Source organism: Paenibacillus turicensis, from assembly GCF_017873435.1.
GTDB lineage: Bacteria > Bacillota > Bacilli > Paenibacillales > Paenibacillaceae > Fontibacillus > Fontibacillus turicensis.
Genome location: NZ_JAGGKG010000005.1, coordinates 161003 through 181283 on the forward strand (window position 1 = coordinate 161003; position 20281 = coordinate 181283).

A 20281-nucleotide genomic window follows, 5' to 3' on the forward strand; every position below is an offset into this window, starting at 1 on the left:
AGGGATACGATGCCCATTCAAGTACTTCTTAATATATTTATTGCTTGCTTGTGGATGTTTCTACAAGACGATGTCAGCATTATAAATTTTATTAGCGGTTATTTTGTAGGTTTGTTCATTTTATTATGTACTCGACGATTTTTTAAGGATCGCTTTTATATATTTACGCTTGCTGCAATTGGTAAGCTATTCATCATCTTCATTCATGAGTTAATTACCTCCTCCATGATGGTGATGAAGCATGTACTAAGACCTAAGGTTGATGTCACACCAGGAATTTTCAAGGCTGAAACGGATTTAGAGGGAAGCTTAGAGGTAACATTACTCTCCTTGCTAATTTGTTTGACACCGGGCTCAGTTGTGATGGAGCTTACTCCCGATTCTAAGATCCTTTATATTCATGGTCTAAATTTGCCTGAATCTAAGGACTCTGTCATTAAGTCAATCTCTGTATTTGAAAAAGCGATAAAGGATGTGACGCGAAAATGATATTTGAAACTATATTACGTATCGCTTTAGGTATATTGATGCTCTCCATCCTTGCGAACATGTACAGGGTGGTGAAGGGGCCTTCTGGTGCGGATCGTGTGCAAGCCCTTGACTCCATCGGCATCAATTTAATTGCTAGCATCGCTGCCTATTCTGTATTATTTCATACCCAAGCTTTCTTTGACCTTATATTGCTAATCGGAATTCTGTCATTTATCGGGACAATTGCCTTTGCAAGGTTTATCGAAAGGGGTGTTGTCATTGAGCGGAAGCGGTGAAGCAGTTGGCGCAATTCTCATTTTAGTTGGAGCCATCTTTAGCTTAATCAGTGCGATTGGTGGCATCCGTTTGCCTGACGTCTATACTCGATCACATGCGGCATCTAAAAGTTCTACTCTTGGTGTGTTGTGTGCATTGGCAGGAACCTTACTTTATTTTCTGATTTCTGATGGCATTTTTAGCGTTCGTCTTATTTTAGGTATTTTCTTCGTCTTTCTGACGGCTCCAGTCGCTGCACACGTGCTGTGTCGTTCAGCTTACCGTAACGACGTGCCCATGGCGGGAGCTGTAGAAGATGAATTAGCACAATATTATGGGATGAACAAAGATGATCAAGGTACTGTTGAGAAAGATGTAGTGAAACTTGATGCGTCTTCGATCTCAATGATAGATAAGGAAGCCTCGCTTCATACATCTGAAACTTAAGTCTTAGTCAATCACATAGTGGGGATATCAAAGAACAATTATAAATAGCGAAACGAGTCTTAAAATCAACTAAGGCTCGTTTTTTTATACCAAATCCTATTCAAACTAGTATGCGATCCCCACACGTAGCTTGATAAAATCAGCATTATTTATTTGACTGTAAACAAATTGCGCTGTATCCACCACTGATATTTTAGACCCACCCTCTGGTAAATAATTGGCCTGCACTCGATATTGACCAACACCTTCTCCATCTGGCAGATACGTCGGACACACAATCGTCCAATCCAGAGTTGACGATCTCAACATTTCGTAAGCTCGATGATGTTCTTCTGCTGCGCGGGTAGATTTCCGCTTCGACTCGCTTGATTGATATCTTAATACGTTTGGCGTTGTTCTACTTTGCAGGATACCTGCGGTTCCTACAGTAATTATTCGTTGTATTCCTTCTTGCTCCATTGCATTTATAATCAAAGGCATACTACCCGTTAGGGTAGTTGTCCCATCTGTATTGAGTGCGCTAATAACCACGTCGATACCACGCATCGCATCCATAATATCATTTTGATTTAAAACATTTCCCTGAATGACCTTCAAGTTCCCATCATGATTGAATTCAAGCTTTTCTGGTGTTCGTGCTAATACCGTCACTTGATGTCCATCATGAAGTGCATAGGACACAATTTTACTCCCCACTCGGCCTGTTCCGCCTAAGATTAAAAGATTCAAAAGTTATAACCTCCTGACTAGTAGACATTCTAATTGTTCTCTCTAGCGTTGTAGTCTTAACCTTTAGTTTACACTATGTTGTTTAGTATAATATATTTAACCTTATGTTAATCGAAAGGATGGTCATATTGACACGTTATATTGAACCGAATTGGAAACGTAGTGTATTAATTACAATTGATACTCAAAATGATTTCTCTGTAGTCGGTTCTAAGGCGGAAGTACCAGGAACTGCTGAAATTTTACCAAAAATGAAGCAGCTTGTTGATGCATTTCGTACAGCAAAGCGCCCAATTATTCACGTCATTCGATTGTATAAGCCAGATGGCACCAACGCCGATCTTTGTCGTCGAGAAATGATAGAAAATGGATTCCATTTTGTTATTCCAGATACAGACGGTGCTGAACTCGTCAACGAAATCAAGCCAGACCCTTGTCCCCCTCTTCGTGGAGATTTACTTCTAAATGGTGAGTTTCAACAACTAGGAGAATATGACTGGGCTATGTATAAACCAAGATGGGGAGCTTTCTACCAAACAGATCTGGAGGAATTCCTTATCCAAAAAGGGATTGACACTTTAATTTTTGCTGGATGTAACTTCCCTAATTGTCCTCGAACAAGTATGTATGAAGCGAGTGAAAGAGATTTGAAGGTAGTGATGACAGGAGATGCTATATCTGGTGTTTATGAAAAAGGGTTCGAAGAAATGAGAAACATTGGGGTATCTGTTTTGGAATCAAATGAAATTATAAATAAATTAAATTGTAAAAACAGAACGCAAAAATAGCACCTCATCGTATGATGACGCACTTATCCCTACTCTATTTGAGTATACGGAAAAGCAATGAAACGACGCCTATCACTCCTGTCGCTATCAGACATTTCTGTACCACCCCCATAAATATTATTTATAAAAAATTATCATAGACAATTTCACAAAACCAACAATTTTGACAAGTTCACTGGTGATTGTTAATCTATTGTTCGAGAGGTAACGATTCTCTGTTATCTTTAACACTATAATTTTTTGATGCTTGGAGGGCTCTATGACGGAATGGATTATGGATTTCATACTTTTTTTTAAGGATTTATCATATGCAGGGATCGTGCTCGCGTTGTCCTTTGAATTTGTGCCTGCTGAAATCGTTCTCCCACTAGCTGGCTATTGGGTGCATCTCGGAGATTTAAATTTGTATCTAACCATTTTAGCTGGAACAATCGGGGGAACCTTTGGACCATTAACATTGTATGCGCTTGGTCGATATGGGGGTAGACCGTTTATTGAGAAGTATGGAAAATACTTTTTCATTCGTCCTCATCACTTGGATTCTTCCGACAAGTTCTTTGAAAAATACGGAAATGGCGTTGCTTTCTATGGACGTTTTGTCCCTGGAGTGAGAACACTAATTTCTATCCCATGTGGAATTGCAAAAATGAATGTGTTTAAGTTTAGCTTATATACCTTTTTTGCAATGTTACCCATCACTGCACTGTACGTGTACCTAGGATTTAGTTTAGGGCATCAATGGGAAAATGTAGACGAACTCGTTAAACCTTATATCATTCCTGCTGCAACCGTATTTGTTGTTGCATTTGGCTTGTATGTGATTGTAAAGCAAATGAAGAGGAAGCCTGCTTAAGCGTAGGTTTGCTCGAAAAAAGAAGTGACCAACTCTAAGCCTGTGAGGGTCACTTCTTCATATGAACCAAAAATGATGGACAAAAATCGCATAGATTTTAAAAGTTCAACCCTCATACATTGGAATGTTTAAAATAATAATTGTACATCTCTTTGAACAGGGAAGACTCTTTTTATACCATCAAGTGGCAGAAAATCTTTACCGTTAGTAATAAGTTGAATTTTATCCCAGTCACTCAATGGAATATTTCTTTCATTAAGCCAATTAAGTATATTACGCCAATTGGTGTCATTTTTAATATTCCGCATAAATTCTGTTATTTCAGAGATTAAGATAGGATCTGAGGCACATTTTTTAGTGATGTCATTATAAATTGAGAAAATACTACGTGCGCTAAAATCATAAAAGGAATAAGTCTCATAGAGTGAACTAACTAATTCTCTAAGAGGGGTTTCATAATTGTTTCCCTTCTCAATTTCCTTAAAGAGGGAATTACGATCTTGGTAATCAAAACAAATACCTAATTCTCTAATAATATCAATTGGCTCGTCGGATGTATGAATAAAGTTAAGCAACTTGTTTGTTTGTCCTAGCATAGATCTTAGATGTTCAGGTTTTCTTAACGTTGGATTGGCTGGGCCTTTTATTGCACTTAAAATTTCAGAAGCTGGAAATTCACTATTATGATCTAGGCGTAATACTACTAAAAGAGACTTCGTATCACTAATTAGATCCATTATATCTAATTGTTCCCTTTTAACTAGATTACACTGGTATCTCCAAAGTTCTCTATAGATATGACGACTATTTATATAGGACTTCGCAGCCAAAGGATAAAAACCATATTGTTTTAAAAAATCGAGACTTTCCAATATTTTTCGACCAGCAATAGCCTCTGGTTTAAAAACTATAACTGCAAGATTACTAACAATTGTTTTCGGATCCCCAAAGTGTTGTGAAAAATCCTCCCAACTCTCCCTAAAATAGGTATCCATTGCATATAACATTCTTTTTTCAGGTAAATAGCTTAAAAATTCTGGCACGTTAATAGAAGTCATTTCATGAGAATAGGTGAATGCTTTCATTATCATTGCTTCTTCGCCTGCAGTTGAAAAACCTTATAAAGTGAGTCTACCAGCAATTTCAATCTTTTTTCAGCATGAGTTTCTTCTTCGCTTGAATATCTAGAAATAGATAGCGCTAAAAATTCTCGTTCAATCAGATTAACCTCAAAGTTTTGCAGTTCTAATTCAAATAAATCAAGTATCTCAATAAAACAGCCCTTCTTTTTAGCTTCAAGCAAAATTTCACTTGTTTTTCTGTCATATTCCGGACCAATATAATGATCAATCTTAAAACTTACATATAAGGGATGTCTTTTTGCAACGTTAGAGACAGGCAATGGGAACCTGATTTCCATCATTTCAAGTTCAAGTCTGTTATAATTACCTATTGATACATCCACCCCTCGATTCGATAGTATTTCTATAAAATCGTTTTTCATTTTAAAAGTAACAGGATCACTTGAATTAGTATCCCAAGAACAGGGATCAAAATAATCTCTAAAGCAATACTCAACTTCCTCTCTCGAGCATACTGCTCCGAATTCTTCAATACACATATAACCTCTGCAATGATCAATTCTTTCTTGGTGCAAAATTCTATTCTCAAATATCTTAGTTTTCTCAAAATCAAGTATTGAATAGTATCTTTTTCCATCAAGTTGATTTAAAATAATATTTCTTGGAGCCATATCTCCCCATAGCACACCATTATCATATAAATAATCGAGTAGTTCTCGAATATCTTTAAGAATATTTCGTCTTACAACAAAATTACTTTCATTTAAAAGTACTTCTTCTAAAGTAGGTCCTTCCACATAATTAGATACAGAGTAAAATTTTAATTCTTCATTGTCTGCAATTACAATATTCGGGGATAGAATATTAAATGAAGCATTTGGATTAATATATACCTGATTTAATTCTTCATCTGTAAGCAACTTTTCTTTTAATGCGACTACCATTCTTTGTTCATTCAGAAACCTTCCCTGCTTATTAGGATTATTTCTCTTTGTTATGACAGCACGTTTTTTATTTAAGTAAACTTTCTTTACTAATCCAGCCCTAACCAAAGAATTTATCCCAGGAAGATCAAATTGGGCATCAAAATAGCCACTCAAATCTCCACCTGTAGCCAAAAATAAACCTTCTACAGTCTCCTTATCAGATTCATTCTCTACATAGACCAGAACATCCTTTTCTTGTCCTATACCTGTATCAAATAACTGGTCTAAACGCTTTACAAATTTAAGTGAGCGTTTTTTATCAATTGAGTAAATTTGATATTTCATAAACTGATATTCAAAGTATGAAATCGAGCCCTTAGATAAAGATTCAATACACGATTTAAAAGAAGGATCACTTCTATTATTTAGTGCAAATAAATAGTCACCAATGATTCGAAAGTCATGTGCATCTAGTAGCAAATGAATAGTCAATAGCTCAGTTTTACTCAAACATTTTGTAACAATATGAGTTGCTAATTTGTTTAAAAGAGAATGGCTATTATAATAAGACAAACTCTGGTTTTTTGTATTTATGACCTTATTATAAAGTTGTCTATAATTATGATCCAATTAGAATCCCCCAATTCTGTGAACAGTAATCTCACCTTACCGTTACCGCCTTTGCTAAAGATCGTGGCTTATCAATGTTGCGACCAAGCGATTCTGCTGTATAATAGGCAAATAGCTGACCTGCAACCAGATGTATAATAGAATCAAGGTACTCATTAATTGAAGGAAGTTTGATGTAAGAATAGATGTCATTTAAATCAATAGATTCCTCAAACTCACTTCCAAACACAATCACCTTGCCACCTCTAGCTTGAATTTCCGAAATGTTAGAGAGTGTATACTGATATTTCAATGAATTAAGTTTCTTATTTGGCAAAAATGCGATTGTATAGAAGTTCTCATCAATAAGTGAGAGCATACCATGCTTCAAACTACCTGCTGATACCCCTTCGCCATGAATGTAAGAGACTTCCTTAAATTTTAACGCATTCTCCATAGCAACTGGGTATAGTATTCCTCTACCAATAAAGAACCAATTTTCTACACCATTATGATAAACAGCAAGCATTTTGATTGCTTCCTCTGTTTGAATAAATAATTGCTTTAATACCTTTGGCAAAGACAAAGATTCCTCTTTAAACTTTATATACTGCTCCTCTGTTAGGAAATTTTTAATTTTTCCTAACTCAAGTGCTAATCTATATAATGCCATTGTCTGACTAATCACAGACTTTGTGCTTAATACTGATACTTCAACACCAGCTCCTTGGAAAAGAGTATAGTTTGCTAAACGCTGACAAGATGAACTACTTACGTTATTAATGGCAGTAACCGTGGCACCTGCTTGACGAAATAATTTTACAACTTGAAGAGTATCAAAAGTTTCACCCGATTGTGAAATCGCTATCAAATGATGCTTGTTTTTTGGCTGAACTACATGAATCATTTCATCAGCAGGATGACTGATAGCATATTCATTTGCCAAGGAGTGGAAAAAGTATTGACCAATCTGCGAAACATAATTAGAACTGCCAGCTCCTACGATAGCTACTTGCTTGTCCAGCATATCACATGTGATTGCCTCAATTGTATCCGATGATAAATTGTTAATTGCATTTATCGCTGAAGGTCCCTCATGAAGTTCCTTAAGCATATAATGAGAATAATCTTCCTTCTCATTACTTGTGTTTACCTCCATTATTTCCACTCTTTCTCGAATAACAGGACCACGTCCCAATTCCTGTGTGTTATAGATTTCTAATGCGTTAGCGTTAATTCTTACGATATCTCCGTTCAATAAAAATACCATTTGGTTAGTAATTATAGATATCGCCAACTGATCTGAGGCAATGATTGATAGGTTATCATGATTACCGACGCATAATGGGCTATCAGAACAAGTTCCATAGATTACGGAAGTATCAAAAAGTGTAGTAAAAACATAAGCATAGTTGCCCTCAAGTCTACTATTTGTTAGGACAATACTTTCTAAAAGATCTTTTGTCTTTTCGTAATGCTTAGCTAGTAGGTGAACAATAACTTCTGTATCTGTCTCAGAATTAAAAACTACTCCTTGTTGTGCTAACTCTTTCTTTAACTCAAGGTAATTCTCAATAACGCCATTATGAACCAATGAAAATTTATCATTATAAGATTGATGGGGATGACAATTTTCAATAGATACCTTTCCGTGAGTTGCCCATCTTGTATGGGCTATTGAAATGTTTGACTCAGGATGTTGCTTAAAAAAACCATTTTCATCCTGTTCACTAATAGAACCTACTCCCTTGACGTAGGTTATCTTACTATTCTGTATCGTTGATAAACCAAAGGAATCATATCCTCTATATTCAAGTTTTCTTAAAGCGTGTACTGTCTTTGTAAGTGTGTTTTCCTCACCAATTATCCCTACAATTCCACACATATATTACCTCTCCCATGCTATCATTATTTATTAGCTATAGTCTTCCAATACACTTTTTCTCTTTACATCTAATGTAACGCAGTGGAACCCTCCACCCAATGTTCGAGAATGTCTTAACTCTAAAGGTGCTACATCAATTTTATGCTTTTCTAACAATTTTATTAATTTCTTTTGATGTTTACAGACAAGTGCTAGATTTGGATTAATCATCATAAAGTTCATTCCAATCCAGGCAGAACCATATGCAACCCCTGTGAAGCCAATATCAACCATATCAGGTGCATATAAAACATCCCAATTTTTAAAAATTTGTGGAAGATTTTTCTCGTTGACTCGCTCTGGATTCACTAAAACTAATCCTGGTCGAAGCAAAGTAATTGTCGTATCTATATGAGTCGAAGCATACAAATCATGACAAGCATGCACCCGGTACTCACTACCAAGAATGTTCTGTAACCATTTCGCCCCCATAACGTTCCCAGTATCAGAAACGAGGTATATTAGATCTCTACCAACACGAAGTATATTAGCTGCATCAAAAACTGGTTCTAATTCGTGCAGTGCCGATTGACTTGCATCAGTTGTATTGTACATACTGTCCAATAATCTAGGTTTTGGAGCTGATAACCAACGAGCACCACTTTCAATGCATTCAACCATATAATCCTTATAAGCATTTGTTTCAAATAAACGGGATCGTAACGACATTGGCGTTTCAATAATTGTGTTTCCTATTGGTAATAATATATCTCTCGGGCAATAATTGTACATTCCATCCGATTCCCAATCAGTGGTCTTATATACCTTTGAGTGGTCAGTATCCTCAGGCCTCCTAACCTTAATTCCGAGTCCCATAAATAACTCAACAATTCTCTCAAGGTCTTCTTCCGTCTCTTCTATAATTCTCAGATTATGAGGACCTGAAGGGATATCCGCCACATTTTCATAATCAGAGTATCTAATTGCAAATAATCCTTTATCTCCCAATGGAACCTGAGCTCCTTTTGCTCTCCCTACAAAAACCTCTTCTAATTGATCCCACTCATTATGCACATTAATAATGCTCATATTTTGCTATACCTCCACAATAAATTATTAAAATCTTTTTGTACTGATTCGTCTTATTCCCAATATAAGGTTGTACATTCTAGGCATAACCCCCTCCTAGTAAAGCTAACTGCTAATTAGCTTCTTTCGATGCAGCTGCATAGAGATATTTTACAGCTTCCTCAATATCGGGCTCTTTTAACTGCATATCCTTTATCTCATAGTTTTTTGAAATAATTGAGATGGCTTGAGCAACCGATAAATCATTTTTATTAAATAAAAAACTTTTCCTAAATCCCTCATCTTTGAGAAGCTTGAGTCTGTTGTCATTTAGTTTATTATCTTTATCATCAAGATCCAGCGTAAGCACATGCCCAGGATTAAAGTTATTTTTAAAAGCAGTTACTGTATTATCAAAAATAACCTCACCCTTGTTTATCGTAATAATTCGATCGCATACTTCTTCTATATCTTTCATATCATGCGTAGTCAGGATAACTGTTGTTTTCTTAGTTTTATTTATTTGCTTAATAAAATTCCGAATTTTAGCTTTTACCGCTACATCTAAACCAATAGTTGGTTCATCTAAATAAAGGATTTTAGGATCGTGCAACAAGGCCACTGCTAATTCAGCACGCATTCGTTGTCCAAGACTTAATTGGCGTACAGGGGTTCTTAAAAATGGCTTCATCTCAAGCAAATCCACATAATACTCAACATTATTTCGGAATATTTTGGGGTTGATTTTGTAAATTTTAGCGAACAAATCAAAAGTCTCTTCCATTGGAAGATTCCAATATAATTGTGTTCGCTGACCAAAAACAACTCCAATATCCATTGCATTTTCCTTCCTATTCAGGTAAGGTTCCTTTCCATTTACCTTGACTAAACCTGAAGTAGGAACAAGAATACCTGCCAGCATCTTAATCGTAGTTGATTTTCCAGCACCATTTGCACCAATATACCCAACCAATTCGCCTTCTTGGATATTGAAGTTTATATTGTTTACTGCCTTTTTAATTTCATAATTTCTCGTTATGATTGATTTCAAAGAAGCTGCAAAACCCTTTTCGCGTTTAAATACTCTGAAATCCTTTGTTACATTGCTAACCTCTATCAATGTTGTCCCCCCTAGGATCCAGTACTTTTATAATGATTAACCCCGACAAACCAAAACTTATATGCGAGAAAAAAGCAAACAATTCCTACAATTGGAGATAAATACTGGAAGCTGTGATTAAAAAAAATAAAATCCTTCTTTGAAAGAAAGTGTTGCACTGGATAAAAATTAATAAAAGCATAGGGTAGGATAAAGGTCAGAATAATCTGGATTGTTTTGTTATAGATGGTAATTGGGTATCGTATAAAGTCCTTTATTTGAAAAAAAAGGACTTCCCTTAAACCTTCTGTTTCCACAATCCAAAATGACGGTACTGATGTTACAATCAATCCAGCCGCTTGTATTAAGGCACCACTAACAATTATCACTATTAAGAAACATATGTCACCTCCTGTTAATGTTTGATTTAAGTTATTAAAACAAATTACGATTACACCAATAGAAAGGATAAAGTGAGTAATATAAGCACTGTTAAACTCTCGACAAACCAGATACAAAAAACTATTTAAAGGCTTGGTTAATACTTCATCAAACGAACCGTTCTTTACCATATTGCTTAACTGAGTAGTAGCGTTAAAAAAGAAGAATCCGGCAATTGCATATGAACATAGATTTAATGAAAATAATAATAAAACTTCATATGCTCCCCAGCCATTAATGGTTTGGAACTTTTCTATCAACAACCAAACAATTAAAAATTCGGCTCCATAAGATGCAAATTGAGCAAGCCCGCCCATTATAAATGCCTTACGGTTTTCAGCTACTCCCATTATTCTTAATTTTATATATTCTAAATACAATCTCGCATAGTGCATTCCTCATCCCCCATGAATCACCAATTTAGTTTGAACCTTATACCACATGTATTTCTCTATGCAAATAATAAATGCTAACCACCCTATCTGCATAAGTAAAATGCTAAGCATTTGATGGATCTCATACTTCCCCAAGAAAATAGCTATTGGTTCAAAAAAAATAAATCTAAAAGGAAGAATCTGACACACCTTATATAACCAATTAGGATAAAACCACAATGGTACAACAGACCCTGAAAATAACTGAAACAATGATCCGATAAAAAAAGGGATATACCAAGAGGTTTCAAGCCAAAAAGCAAACAGTCCAAATATGTAGTGGATATGAAAAGCAATTAAGATTGCCAATATAAGAGTAATTGCAAATATCAGCGTATTCCCAAAGCCTCCAGATAAAGAAAAGTCAAAAAATAACCAAGTAAACGCTATAGATGGAATAGTTATAAAAACAGTTTGAAACAAGTTTGTTCCTAAATCTTCAGAAAATATATATCTTTTGAAATTTACTGGTTTCATTAAATCTAATATAATGCTTCCATTCTCCACTCGTTCAGCTATTTTTTGTCCTGAACCCGATTTAGTTAATGTCATAACAATTGAAGCAATTATAATGTAACTTATCATCTCTCCGAAATTAATATTACTAACATTTCCATTCCCACCATACAATGCCGTCCATACATTGATTTGAATGATAAGAAGCATAACGCTTGCTAAAATCGTAATATAAAAGTTAAAGCGAAATGCATAACGTTCTCGAAACGCTTTTTTCAAAAACTCTATATATAACGCCATATATATACCTCACTATGTGACAGAGTTTTTAATTATAAAATAGCAATCAAATTATATTTTTTGTATAATAATTGGTATAATACAATTAATTTCATTTTTGTTCTCATGTTTTTCTATATATATATTCATTCCCACCTTATTTTCTTCAATCAAGTAGTGCGCTCTCAATTCATTTTCAGATAGTGTGAATTCCACATTAAGTGACTTTTTATTTTCGTTATAAATAATTCTTCCTCTATTTATTGTTGAACCAAAACTTTTCTGTCTTTCTTTAGAACCGAAAAATGTCATTTTATTTTCATCTTCACTAAAGTTAATATTAATAATATCGTTTTTATGAATGCCCTCTACATTCTCAATACTTAAATGTACATACAGTTTGTTATCCCAGTTCAAATTCATATTGATCGGCTTTTTTTGATTATCTCTTGATGCATAATAAACATTTATGTCTGAAATACAATCAATACTTAAATTATTATTACTCTTCAATTTAAGTTCCTTGGCTCCTAACTCTAGTAAAGCGCTTTCAAAAGATATATTGAAAACTGAATTAAATAGTTTTTTAGGAACAATCCATTGATTAAAATTCCACATTAAGATTTGAGGAAACCGATTTAGAGTGTGACTTGTACTAGGTAAACTTACTTGATAAATTTCTTTTAATAGAATGTTAACAAATTCCACACAGTGTTCAGCATGAAACTTTTGGGATATTTGCAAGAAATCATCAGCATGAAAATTATCTTCTTGAAGTAATAAGTATACTTCCACCAAATTAATTAACTTAAAATGTGGAAGTTTATCTACGCTAGTAATATAGTCTCTGAATATTGATACACACAATATAATTAACGCGATATTTACATTAGGAACTAAGATTTTCTCAGATAATTTCACTGTATTCTCTAATAAATCACAATAAGTAATTTTTCCTTTAAGTATTGATCCGGACGTTGTGCTCATATTGTTTTTTACTGATATATCATTAATATCTTCAGGATAGGACACAACTGGAACGAACTTATGCAAATCAATAAGTATTCCCTCTTTTTGAAGTTCAGACAGTTCATGAGTGGTTTCAGTTTTTATTTCCATAAACCCCTGAGCAACTAATAACTCTTTGAATTCATAAGGATTACGCGCCAAAATATCAATGTCAGATGTCCCTCTTAAAAGAATTCTTCCATTTGTAATGTGATAATTACTAAATCCTTTAATAACAATAACTGGTTCCTCTATATTTTTCTCTAATTCCATTAAAAAGGATCTAAATTGTTTATATTGATTAGTAATAGCTTGTAACTGTTCATTTATTTCTGGTATTTCCTTTGTACTATTTAGAAACTTTTTATAGTATGACTCAAGTTTATTTTTCATGACATGCTTTAACGTCAAATCCTGAATTATTTCATCATTTTCATTCTCGTTATCAACATGCACTTTATCAATCAATTTCTCTAATAAGATAAACTCTTTCATATACACCCCTATAACCAATTTAGTCTTTAAGAACCAAAATTTTTAATCACTACCTAATAATTAACAATATTTAATTTGAAATTATTATATTATGATCAAAAAATAAAAACTACCTGAATAATTTATCATAATTTCATATGTTTTTTATATATTAGATCACGTAAAGGCATCTCTCTATCAGTTCTTCATTAAGGCGTTGTCTCTTCTATGATTCACATGGTGTTCTTAATTCTTTATCATGTAAGTTGAAATGAAAGACATGCCATTTTTACTTACCGATGTTATCGAATACTTTAAATAATTAGATTTTATCTTGTTACGCAGAAAATATGATTGTTTATTACTAAATCCAATTTTACGCCGAAATTAGGCATTTACCTTATCTAGGGGGAATATCTTAATGGGGAAATACATTTTTCAAAAAATGAGGCGATACACTTGGGATACTTCGTTAATGTGGAACCGGGCGTAAAAGTATTTATAGAGGACATCAATCCGAAGGGAAATAAAACGATACTTTTTATTCATGGGTGGCCGCTAAACCATAACCAGTTCGAGTATCAGTTCAATTACCTTCCTAAGCTCGGATATCGTTGTATCGGAATGGACTGGAGAGGATACGGTAATTCGGATAAACCATTCGACGGGTACAATTTTGATAGATTAGCAGATGATGTCCGCATGGTTATTGAGGCTTTACAGTTAAAAAACATAACACTGGCAGGTCACTCTACTGGAGGTGCGATATCGATTCGTTATATGGCTCGCTACAAAGGGTATGGGGTATCTAAACTTGTCCTAATTGACGCTGCCTCTCCATCAAGCGTTCCACAAGAATTTGCAAATAAAATCATCGAAGATACAAATCATGACCGCCCACAAATGCTACAAGACCAAACGAGTTCTTTTTTCTTTCAGTATATTTCCGAACCAAAATCGGATTGGTTCTTTTTAATGGGATTACAAGCGGCGAATTGGGCAACTTCCGCCATTATGGTCACGCTTAGAGATGAAAATGTTTACAACGATCTTAGTCAGATCGATGTACCCACATTAATTATTCACGGAATTCATGATAAACTCGTTCCCTTTGCCCAAGCTGAAGAAACACATAAACTGATCAAAAATTCCATGCTAGTTCCGTTCCAATACAGCGGTCATTGTGCTTTTTTAGAGGAACGCGATAGATTTAACCAATTATTGTCTTCCTTTGCATAACGAATCGGATTAGCCGCACCATGAATCCCCATAAAACACTAAAAAACTCCTTGCACACCAAGGAGTTTTTGTCATTTCATCTCTCACATTTCTAAATATAAAACATGTAATCCGTTTTCTTATTATCCTCATGGTACGTAATTAAATCCTCGAGGGAAGTGGAATCAAGCACCTCAGCGATACTATCGCGAATGCGTAACCACAAATCACGCTTGGCTGGATCATCCTCCTCAGTGAAATCAACTGGTGAAATTGGTCCTTCCAACACACGAATTATGTCCCCTGCCGAAATGGTTGCAGCTTCCCGAGCTAAAATGTACCCACCGTAGGCGCCGCGAATACTTTTTACTAATCCTGCGTTGCGTAATGGTGCAATAAGCTGTTCTAAATAATGCTCAGAGAGTTGATTTTTTTCAGCAATACTTTTTAGGGAAGTTGGACCTTCGCCGAATTTCATAGCCAACTCCATCATGATGGTTAAACCATAGCGTCCCTTTGTGGAAATCTTCAAAGAAGCCACCTCTTTCAATTTTCAAATAATCTTTATATAATAAGCTTTGGTTTATTAACAACAGAAAAGGAAAACTCCCTATTCCTATCATTAATCTATGTTTATCGTAACATAAGTGTAGCCCATTTGGAAAATAAATAACATGAAATGTTTGGTTTTTGACTCTAATTAAAATTAGTGGTTGCCAACCAAGTTGATGGAAGGCTGCAGAACAAAGGTTTTTCCGATCGTTGTTAAAACCAGATTTCTTATAAATATGACAATCTTATCGTTAAAATCTAGTTTTAAATACGAACGTTCCACTTCTCCAAAATCCTTTGTTCCTTCGCGAATTGTGGCCTTTGGCAACCACTAATTTAGATATCGAGTCAGTTTTACACAATAAAATCTATAATTCATTGTTATATTTGGACTGCTTTATGATAAGATAACGACAGCACTATATTTCAACAAGGAGGAACACGTAAATGTCAAAACCAAACAGCCAAACAAGAGTTGTTGTCGGTATGTCGGGAGGCGTCGATTCCTCAGTAACCGCATTATTGCTCAAACGCCAAGGCTACGATGTCATCGGTATTTTTATGAAAAATTGGGATGACACTGACGAATTTGGACAATGTACTGCTGAGTCGGATGCTGAAGATGTAAGACGTGTCTGCGAGCAGATCGACATTCCTTATTATACAGTTAATTTTGAAAAGGAATATTATGATAAAGTCTTTGCCTATTTTCTTGAAGAATATAAGCTTGGTCGTACGCCAAATCCTGATGTAATGTGTAATCGGGAAATAAAGTTTGGTGAATTTTTAAACAAGGCAATGGATCTTGGTGCTGATTATGTAGCAACAGGGCACTATGCTAGACTAGTGCATGAGGATGGTATCTATAAGCTGCTTCGGGGTGTAGATAACAATAAGGATCAGACCTATTTCCTTAATGCACTTAATCAAGCACAGCTATCCAAAACCATGTTCCCTATCGGACATTTGCCTAAACCAGAGGTACGTAAGCTTGCAGAAGAAGCAGGATTATATACAGCGAAGAAAAAAGATAGTACAGGCGTATGCTTTATCGGAGAACGTAATTTCCGTGAATTCCTTAGTCAATATTTGCCTGCCAAGTCTGGAAAAATGATTGACATTGCAACAGGTGAAGTGAAGGGTTCGCATGATGGCTTAATGTATTACACCCTTGGGCAACGCCAAGGTCTTGGAATCGGTGGTTCAGGCACTGGGGAACCATGGTTTGTGGCGGAAAAGGACTTAGAAAACAATGTCCTGTATGTTGTACAAGGGGACAAGCATCATAGCTTGTATTCTAGTGGCTTAACTGCATCAGGAGTGAACTTTATTTCAGGCAAAAATCTACTTGCTGATGGCCCATTAAAATGTACAGCTAAATTCCGTTACCGTCAGCCTGATCAAGGTGTGACTCTTACTGCACAACCTGATGGCACTGTAAATGTTGCTTTCGATGAGCTTCAAAAGGCAATTACCCCTGGACAAGCTGTTGTATTTTATGCGGGTGAGGAATGTATCGGTGGTGGAACCATAGAGGTCGCGCATAAAATTCCGGATCCAGCAGCACATTAATATTTTTGCAAATAAACAAAGTAGAAAATCTGTAGCATTTACCTTGATGGTATTTTGCTGCAGATTTTTTTGATTTAATCTCTTATAAGATAAATATACATTTATTTAACTGCCAACAGCCATAATAACCACAATGAAGAAAATAATTTTTCGTATATAAATGAAAGGAGAGGAGGGATCAATTTTGCAGCAATTTAATGACGTATTAATTCAAATCTTGATTTTATTAGCGATTTCAATCAGTGTTATTGGAATAGCCAAACTTATCAGGCAACCTTACTCAATTGCACTAGTTCTTGTTGGATTACTGCTAGGGGTAGCAAATATCCCTTTTTTAGAGGCTGCTGAAACCTTCATTACACAATCACACGTTTTTCAGGCTGTTGTAATCTCTTTATTCCTGCCTATCTTATTAGGTGATGCAACACTAAAATTACCCTTTAAGGAACTAAAGCAACAACGCAAACCAATTTTTCTGTTGGCCTTTGGTGGAACATTATTATCTTTCATTGTTATTGGTTGTAGCTCTTATTACATTCTTGGTCTTCCCCTTATTGTCGCTTTCACTTTTGCTGCTTTAATGAGTGCAACAGACCCTATTAGTGTCATTTCTCTTTTTAAATCATTAGGTATTTCCAAAAAACTGATTACTATCATCGAAGGGGAATCATTGTTAAATGACGGAATCGCTGTTGTACTGTTTCAAATTTCAACAACTTATTTTTTAGCTTATATAGAAATGGGCTTAAGCGGTTTAGGTAGTGGAGTCTTGCTCTTTTTGAAGTTTAGCATTGGCGGTATACTCATTGGTTCAATTTTAGGATTTTTATTTTCTCAAATTATTCGTGTGTATGATGACTATCCACTAGAAATTTCCTTTTCTATCCTTCTTTTTTTTGGCTGTTATTTTACAGCAGAGCATTTCCACGTTTCAGGTGTTATCGCCGTTGTTGTTGGAGGTTTGATTTTTGGCAGCTATGGTGCAAATATAGGCATGTCTGAAACTACCAAGGTAAACATCCATTCCTTTTGGGATGTTGTTACTCTTATTGCAAACTCATTAATTTTCTTAATGATTGGTTTAGAAATTAGAAACATAGACTTTTCAGACAAGTAGAAGCTAATTTTGTTTGCCATAGTCCTTGTCTTAATTGGTAGAACTATTGCTATATATGTGAGCTTAGCTCCACTCAAAGGCTTCTTAGAGAAATGGAAAGTAATTATTAATTGGGGTGGTTTAAAGGGGAGCTTATCTATTGCACTTGCATTAAGCTTGCCACACTCGTTTAGTGGGAGAGAAAATATTTTAGTATTAACATTTAGTGTGGTTCTGTTCTCACTTCTGTTCCAAGGGCTTACTTTAAATCTAATTATTAAAAAAATGACATTGGCTCCTTGCGAAGAAAGAACAAAACCACATTGACATCTACTTTAATCTCATTTCTTCCGTCTCAACTGTTGATTATATTTAATTTTACTTTCGTTTCCTTGCTCTGTTGCCTCATAAAACACTTGGCCCTCTAGCTGAGTAGGTAAATATTGCTGTGGCACAAAATGACCATCATAGTTATGAGGGTACTTGTAGCCAACATGACCAAGCTGTTCCGAGCCCTTGTAATGTGCATCACGCAGATGGAGTGGAACTTCAGCTGATTTGAGTTCGTTTATGCTTGTCATTGCTTTGGAAATTGCCATAATAACGGCATTTGACTTCGGACTTTCTACTGCGAATAAAATCGCCTGCGCAATATTCAGCTTGCCTTCCGTCCAGCCGTTATTGTGATACGCCTCTAATGCGCTTGTTGCCTGTACCATGGCTTGTGGATTAGCAAGCCCAATATCCTCACTACACGCCGCGATCAGACGACGAATAAACGTCATCGGGTCCATTCCCAGCTTTTCTACACCATAAAGACACCAAAACAACGCAGCATCACTAGAACCACGAATGCTTTTATGAAAAGCAGATAATACATCATATTGCGTAGACTCGTCGGCCTTAACGATAGGACGGCGTATACATTCCTCTGCCACATCCATCGTAATATGTACAGTCCCATCCTGCATGGGTGGTGTTGTTAACGCAGCCAATTCTAGCGCATTTAAAGCACGACGAATATCGCCGTTTGCCATCGAAGCAATGTGCTGTAGCGCTTCCTCCTCAACTTGAAGGGACATGAAACCTAAGCCACGCTCTGTATCCTCTAATGCCCGTTTCATCGCGGCATAGGAGTGCTGACTTGTTAATGCCTGTAGCTGAAATAACGTAGAACGACTTAGTAACGCGCCATTAACATAATGAAAAGGATTTTCTGTCGTAGCCCCAATAAAAATAATTGTTCCCTTCTCAACAGCAGGTAGCAATGCATCTTGTCTAGCGCTATTAAAACGATGTACCTCATCTAGAAACAAAATCGTCTTTGTGCCATATAAAGCTTTGTCTGCCTCTGCCTTTGCAATAACCTCGCGTACGTCTTTTACAGAGGCATCAACTGCATTTAGACGAACAAATTCACCTTGGGTTTGATGAGAAATAATATGAGCTAATGTTGTTTTCCCACAGCCTGGTGGACCATATAACAAAATAGAAGACACCTGATCTGCCTCAATCGCACGTCTAAGCAGCTTGCCTTCCCCTACAATATGTTCTTGTCCAATGTATTCTTGTAACGTAGTTGGACGCATGCGATCTGCAAGCAATCTTCCTACGGGTTGTTGATCACCTTGATAGGTAAATAAATCCATTCTATTCACTTCCTTATCTTTTGTATTTTATCACATGTAAAGTGAAAACAGCGAGAGCAACACTTAATATTCTAGGTGGTAAAAAACACTTATAATCATTCTTTCACTGTAAACTTGATTGGAAATATGAGTTAATATAGATGTCGGGGCCGACAAGTTTTGAGGAAAGGGGCTGATTTTAAAATGTTTTCAACAAGTGAGGTGGTCTCCGTTTAATTACGGAGATCCCAGTTAATGAAATAAGGGGCCAACAAGGGTCCCTTATTTTTATAAAAAGCGCGAATATCAATTCCTCATATCTAACAATGAGAATAGAGTCATTTTTTCTTTTTGGAAGATGTAGGTAATGTTGATGTGGATAAATGTGTGTAACCTATGCTATAGTAGGAATTATAAAAATAAACGCAAAACAGATGTACAAATTAACGAAAGGGGGAGTTACGACATGCCAACTTATTTGATGACGCTGTCAACACGAAGACAACAAATTGAGGAGGATTTTGATCGTGAACTACAAAAACGGGAGAGAAGTGCTTCCCCCCCGATTATTAGAGGAGCTTCAGCAATATATTCAGGGTGAATTACTTTATATTCCTAAACAAGAACAAGCGCGTACACCTTGGGGAGAACTCAGTGGCTCTCGCCTAAGTCTAAATATTCGTAATCAGGAAATTTATGATGACTATTGCAATGGGCAATCTGTCAAAGTATTAGCTACAAGCTATCATCTTTCAGAAGAAAGTATTCGTAAAATCATTTCCAAAATGCGTGACTGTGAAGCAACAGTAGCTCTAGCCTATACTCACGCTTGACTATTAAATATGAAAATTAAACAAAAGGGATAGACTTACACTACAAAGTCTAATCCCTTTTTTACATTTAATCCACCT

General features: G+C 35.7%; 19 protein-coding genes and 1 pseudogene. 9 read left to right on the forward strand and 11 right to left on the reverse strand.

Annotation, left to right across the window (positions count from 1 at the left end):
- Positions 1-9 precede the first annotated feature (9 nt).
- From J2Z32_RS07335 to mnhG, 3 genes are read left to right on the forward strand one after another with little or no spacing between them, the layout of a single operon-like run.
- Positions 10-489, forward strand: coding sequence for a Na+/H+ antiporter subunit E (locus tag J2Z32_RS07335; RefSeq protein WP_210088530.1), 480 nt, complete (start codon positions 10-12; stop codon positions 487-489).
- A complete protein-coding gene (locus J2Z32_RS07340; RefSeq protein WP_342453933.1) occupies positions 489-767 on the forward strand; it encodes a Na(+)/H(+) antiporter subunit F1 in 279 nt (92 codons plus the stop codon). The genes J2Z32_RS07335 and J2Z32_RS07340 overlap by 1 nt, the downstream gene beginning before the upstream one ends.
- Complete coding sequence (gene mnhG / locus J2Z32_RS07345; RefSeq protein WP_425342983.1) at positions 742-1194, forward strand: monovalent cation/H(+) antiporter subunit G; 453 nt, start codon at positions 742-744, stop codon at positions 1192-1194. The genes J2Z32_RS07340 and mnhG overlap by 26 nt, the downstream gene beginning before the upstream one ends.
- Before the next feature lie 105 nt (positions 1195-1299).
- Here mnhG and J2Z32_RS07350 read toward each other — a convergent pair whose 3' ends face one another.
- The gene (locus J2Z32_RS07350) at positions 1300-1923 is read right to left on the reverse strand and encodes an NAD(P)-dependent oxidoreductase (RefSeq protein ID WP_210088533.1); all 624 of its coding nucleotides are present in this window, start codon (positions 1921-1923) and stop codon (positions 1300-1302) included.
- Positions 1924-2042: 119 nt separating this feature from the next.
- On the opposite strand from J2Z32_RS07350, the gene J2Z32_RS07355 reads away from it, so the two are divergent.
- Positions 2043-2711, forward strand: a complete 669-nt coding sequence (locus tag J2Z32_RS07355; RefSeq protein WP_210088534.1) for a cysteine hydrolase family protein — start codon at positions 2043-2045, stop codon at positions 2709-2711.
- Between the two features lie 259 nt (positions 2712-2970).
- Positions 2971-3564 (forward strand): DedA family protein, encoded by a 594-nt coding sequence (locus J2Z32_RS07360; protein WP_210088535.1) that lies wholly within the window; start codon positions 2971-2973, stop codon positions 3562-3564.
- Positions 3565-3692: 128 nt separating this feature from the next.
- Here the strand turns inward: J2Z32_RS07360 and J2Z32_RS07365 are convergent, their stop codons facing one another.
- From J2Z32_RS07365 to J2Z32_RS07400, 8 genes are all read right to left on the reverse strand, one after another.
- Positions 3693-4655 (reverse strand): nucleoside-diphosphate kinase, encoded by a 963-nt coding sequence (locus J2Z32_RS07365; protein ID WP_210088536.1) that lies wholly within the window; start codon positions 4653-4655, stop codon positions 3693-3695.
- Positions 4652-6202: a hypothetical protein gene (locus J2Z32_RS07370; RefSeq protein WP_210088537.1), complete on the reverse strand. Its 1551-nt coding sequence runs from the start codon at positions 6200-6202 to the stop codon at positions 4652-4654. Before J2Z32_RS07370 ends, J2Z32_RS07365 begins: the two co-directional genes overlap by 4 nt.
- A gap of 31 nt (positions 6203-6233) precedes the next feature.
- On the reverse strand, positions 6234-8066 hold the full coding sequence (glmS, locus tag J2Z32_RS07375; RefSeq protein ID WP_210088538.1) for a glutamine--fructose-6-phosphate transaminase (isomerizing): 1833 nt from the start codon (positions 8064-8066) through the stop codon (positions 6234-6236).
- A 30-nt stretch (positions 8067-8096) separates the two neighbouring features.
- Complete coding sequence (locus J2Z32_RS07380; protein ID WP_210088539.1) at positions 8097-9134, reverse strand: hypothetical protein; 1038 nt, start codon at positions 9132-9134, stop codon at positions 8097-8099.
- Between the two features lie 112 nt (positions 9135-9246).
- Entirely contained in the window at positions 9247-10233 is a 987-nt protein-coding gene (locus tag J2Z32_RS07385) for an ABC transporter ATP-binding protein (RefSeq protein WP_245251276.1), read from the reverse strand.
- An 11-nt stretch (positions 10234-10244) separates the two neighbouring features.
- Positions 10245-11048: an ABC transporter permease gene (locus J2Z32_RS07390; protein ID WP_210088540.1), complete on the reverse strand. Its 804-nt coding sequence runs from the start codon at positions 11046-11048 to the stop codon at positions 10245-10247.
- A 3-nt stretch (positions 11049-11051) separates the two neighbouring features.
- Positions 11052-11843 carry an ABC transporter permease gene (locus tag J2Z32_RS07395; RefSeq protein ID WP_210088541.1) on the reverse strand — a complete coding sequence of 264 codons (792 nt, stop codon included), beginning with the start codon at positions 11841-11843 and terminating at the stop codon, positions 11052-11054.
- Positions 11844-11894: 51 nt separating this feature from the next.
- Complete coding sequence (locus J2Z32_RS07400) at positions 11895-13325, reverse strand: nucleotidyltransferase family protein (protein ID WP_210088542.1); 1431 nt, start codon at positions 13323-13325, stop codon at positions 11895-11897.
- A gap of 438 nt (positions 13326-13763) precedes the next feature.
- On the opposite strand from J2Z32_RS07400, the gene J2Z32_RS07405 reads away from it, so the two are divergent.
- Complete coding sequence (locus J2Z32_RS07405) at positions 13764-14543, forward strand: alpha/beta fold hydrolase (protein WP_210088543.1); 780 nt, start codon at positions 13764-13766, stop codon at positions 14541-14543.
- Positions 14544-14634: 91 nt separating this feature from the next.
- On the opposite strand, the gene cymR is transcribed toward J2Z32_RS07405, so the two are convergent.
- The gene (cymR, locus tag J2Z32_RS07410; protein WP_210088544.1) at positions 14635-15054 is read right to left on the reverse strand and encodes a cysteine metabolism transcriptional regulator CymR; all 420 of its coding nucleotides are present in this window, start codon (positions 15052-15054) and stop codon (positions 14635-14637) included.
- 467 nt (positions 15055-15521) lie between these two features.
- On the opposite strand from cymR, the gene mnmA reads away from it, so the two are divergent.
- A complete protein-coding gene (gene mnmA / locus J2Z32_RS07415; protein ID WP_210088545.1) occupies positions 15522-16646 on the forward strand; it encodes a tRNA 2-thiouridine(34) synthase MnmA in 1125 nt (374 codons plus the stop codon).
- Between the two features lie 217 nt (positions 16647-16863).
- A pseudogene (locus J2Z32_RS07420) lies at positions 16864-18069 on the forward strand (cation:proton antiporter).
- 14 nt (positions 18070-18083) lie between these two features.
- Here the strand turns inward: J2Z32_RS07420 and J2Z32_RS07425 are convergent.
- A complete protein-coding gene (locus J2Z32_RS07425) occupies positions 18084-19391 on the reverse strand; it encodes a replication-associated recombination protein A (RefSeq protein WP_210088546.1) in 1308 nt (435 codons plus the stop codon).
- 506 nt (positions 19392-19897) lie between these two features.
- Between J2Z32_RS07425 and J2Z32_RS07430 the strand changes: the two genes are divergently transcribed.
- On the forward strand, positions 19898-20203 hold the full coding sequence (locus J2Z32_RS07430) for a CD3324 family protein (protein ID WP_210088547.1): 306 nt from the start codon (positions 19898-19900) through the stop codon (positions 20201-20203).
- Positions 20204-20281: the final 78 nt, after the last annotated feature.

Bases quoted from the DNA above. Each gene is read 5' to 3' on its own strand.
- J2Z32_RS07335 (WP_210088530.1), top strand. From the start codon at position 10: ATGCCCATTCAAGTACTTCTTAATATATTTATTGCTTGCTTGTGGATG.
- J2Z32_RS07355 (WP_210088534.1), top strand. From the start codon at position 2,043: ATGGTCATATTGACACGTTATATTGAACCGAATTGGAAACGTAGTGTA.
- J2Z32_RS07360 (WP_210088535.1), top strand. From the start codon at position 2,971: ATGACGGAATGGATTATGGATTTCATACTTTTTTTTAAGGATTTATCA.
- J2Z32_RS07365 (WP_210088536.1), bottom strand. From the start codon at position 4,655: ATGATAATGAAAGCATTCACCTATTCTCATGAAATGACTTCTATTAAC.
- glmS (WP_210088538.1), bottom strand. From the start codon at position 8,066: ATGTGTGGAATTGTAGGGATAATTGGTGAGGAAAACACACTTACAAAG.
- J2Z32_RS07380 (WP_210088539.1), bottom strand. From the start codon at position 9,134: ATGAGCATTATTAATGTGCATAATGAGTGGGATCAATTAGAAGAGGTT.
- J2Z32_RS07390 (WP_210088540.1), bottom strand. From the start codon at position 11,048: ATGCACTATGCGAGATTGTATTTAGAATATATAAAATTAAGAATAATG.
- J2Z32_RS07395 (WP_210088541.1), bottom strand. From the start codon at position 11,843: ATGGCGTTATATATAGAGTTTTTGAAAAAAGCGTTTCGAGAACGTTAT.
- J2Z32_RS07400 (WP_210088542.1), bottom strand. From the start codon at position 13,325: ATGAAAGAGTTTATCTTATTAGAGAAATTGATTGATAAAGTGCATGTT.
- mnmA (WP_210088545.1), top strand. From the start codon at position 15,522: ATGTCAAAACCAAACAGCCAAACAAGAGTTGTTGTCGGTATGTCGGGA.
- J2Z32_RS07425 (WP_210088546.1), bottom strand. From the start codon at position 19,391: ATGGATTTATTTACCTATCAAGGTGATCAACAACCCGTAGGAAGATTG.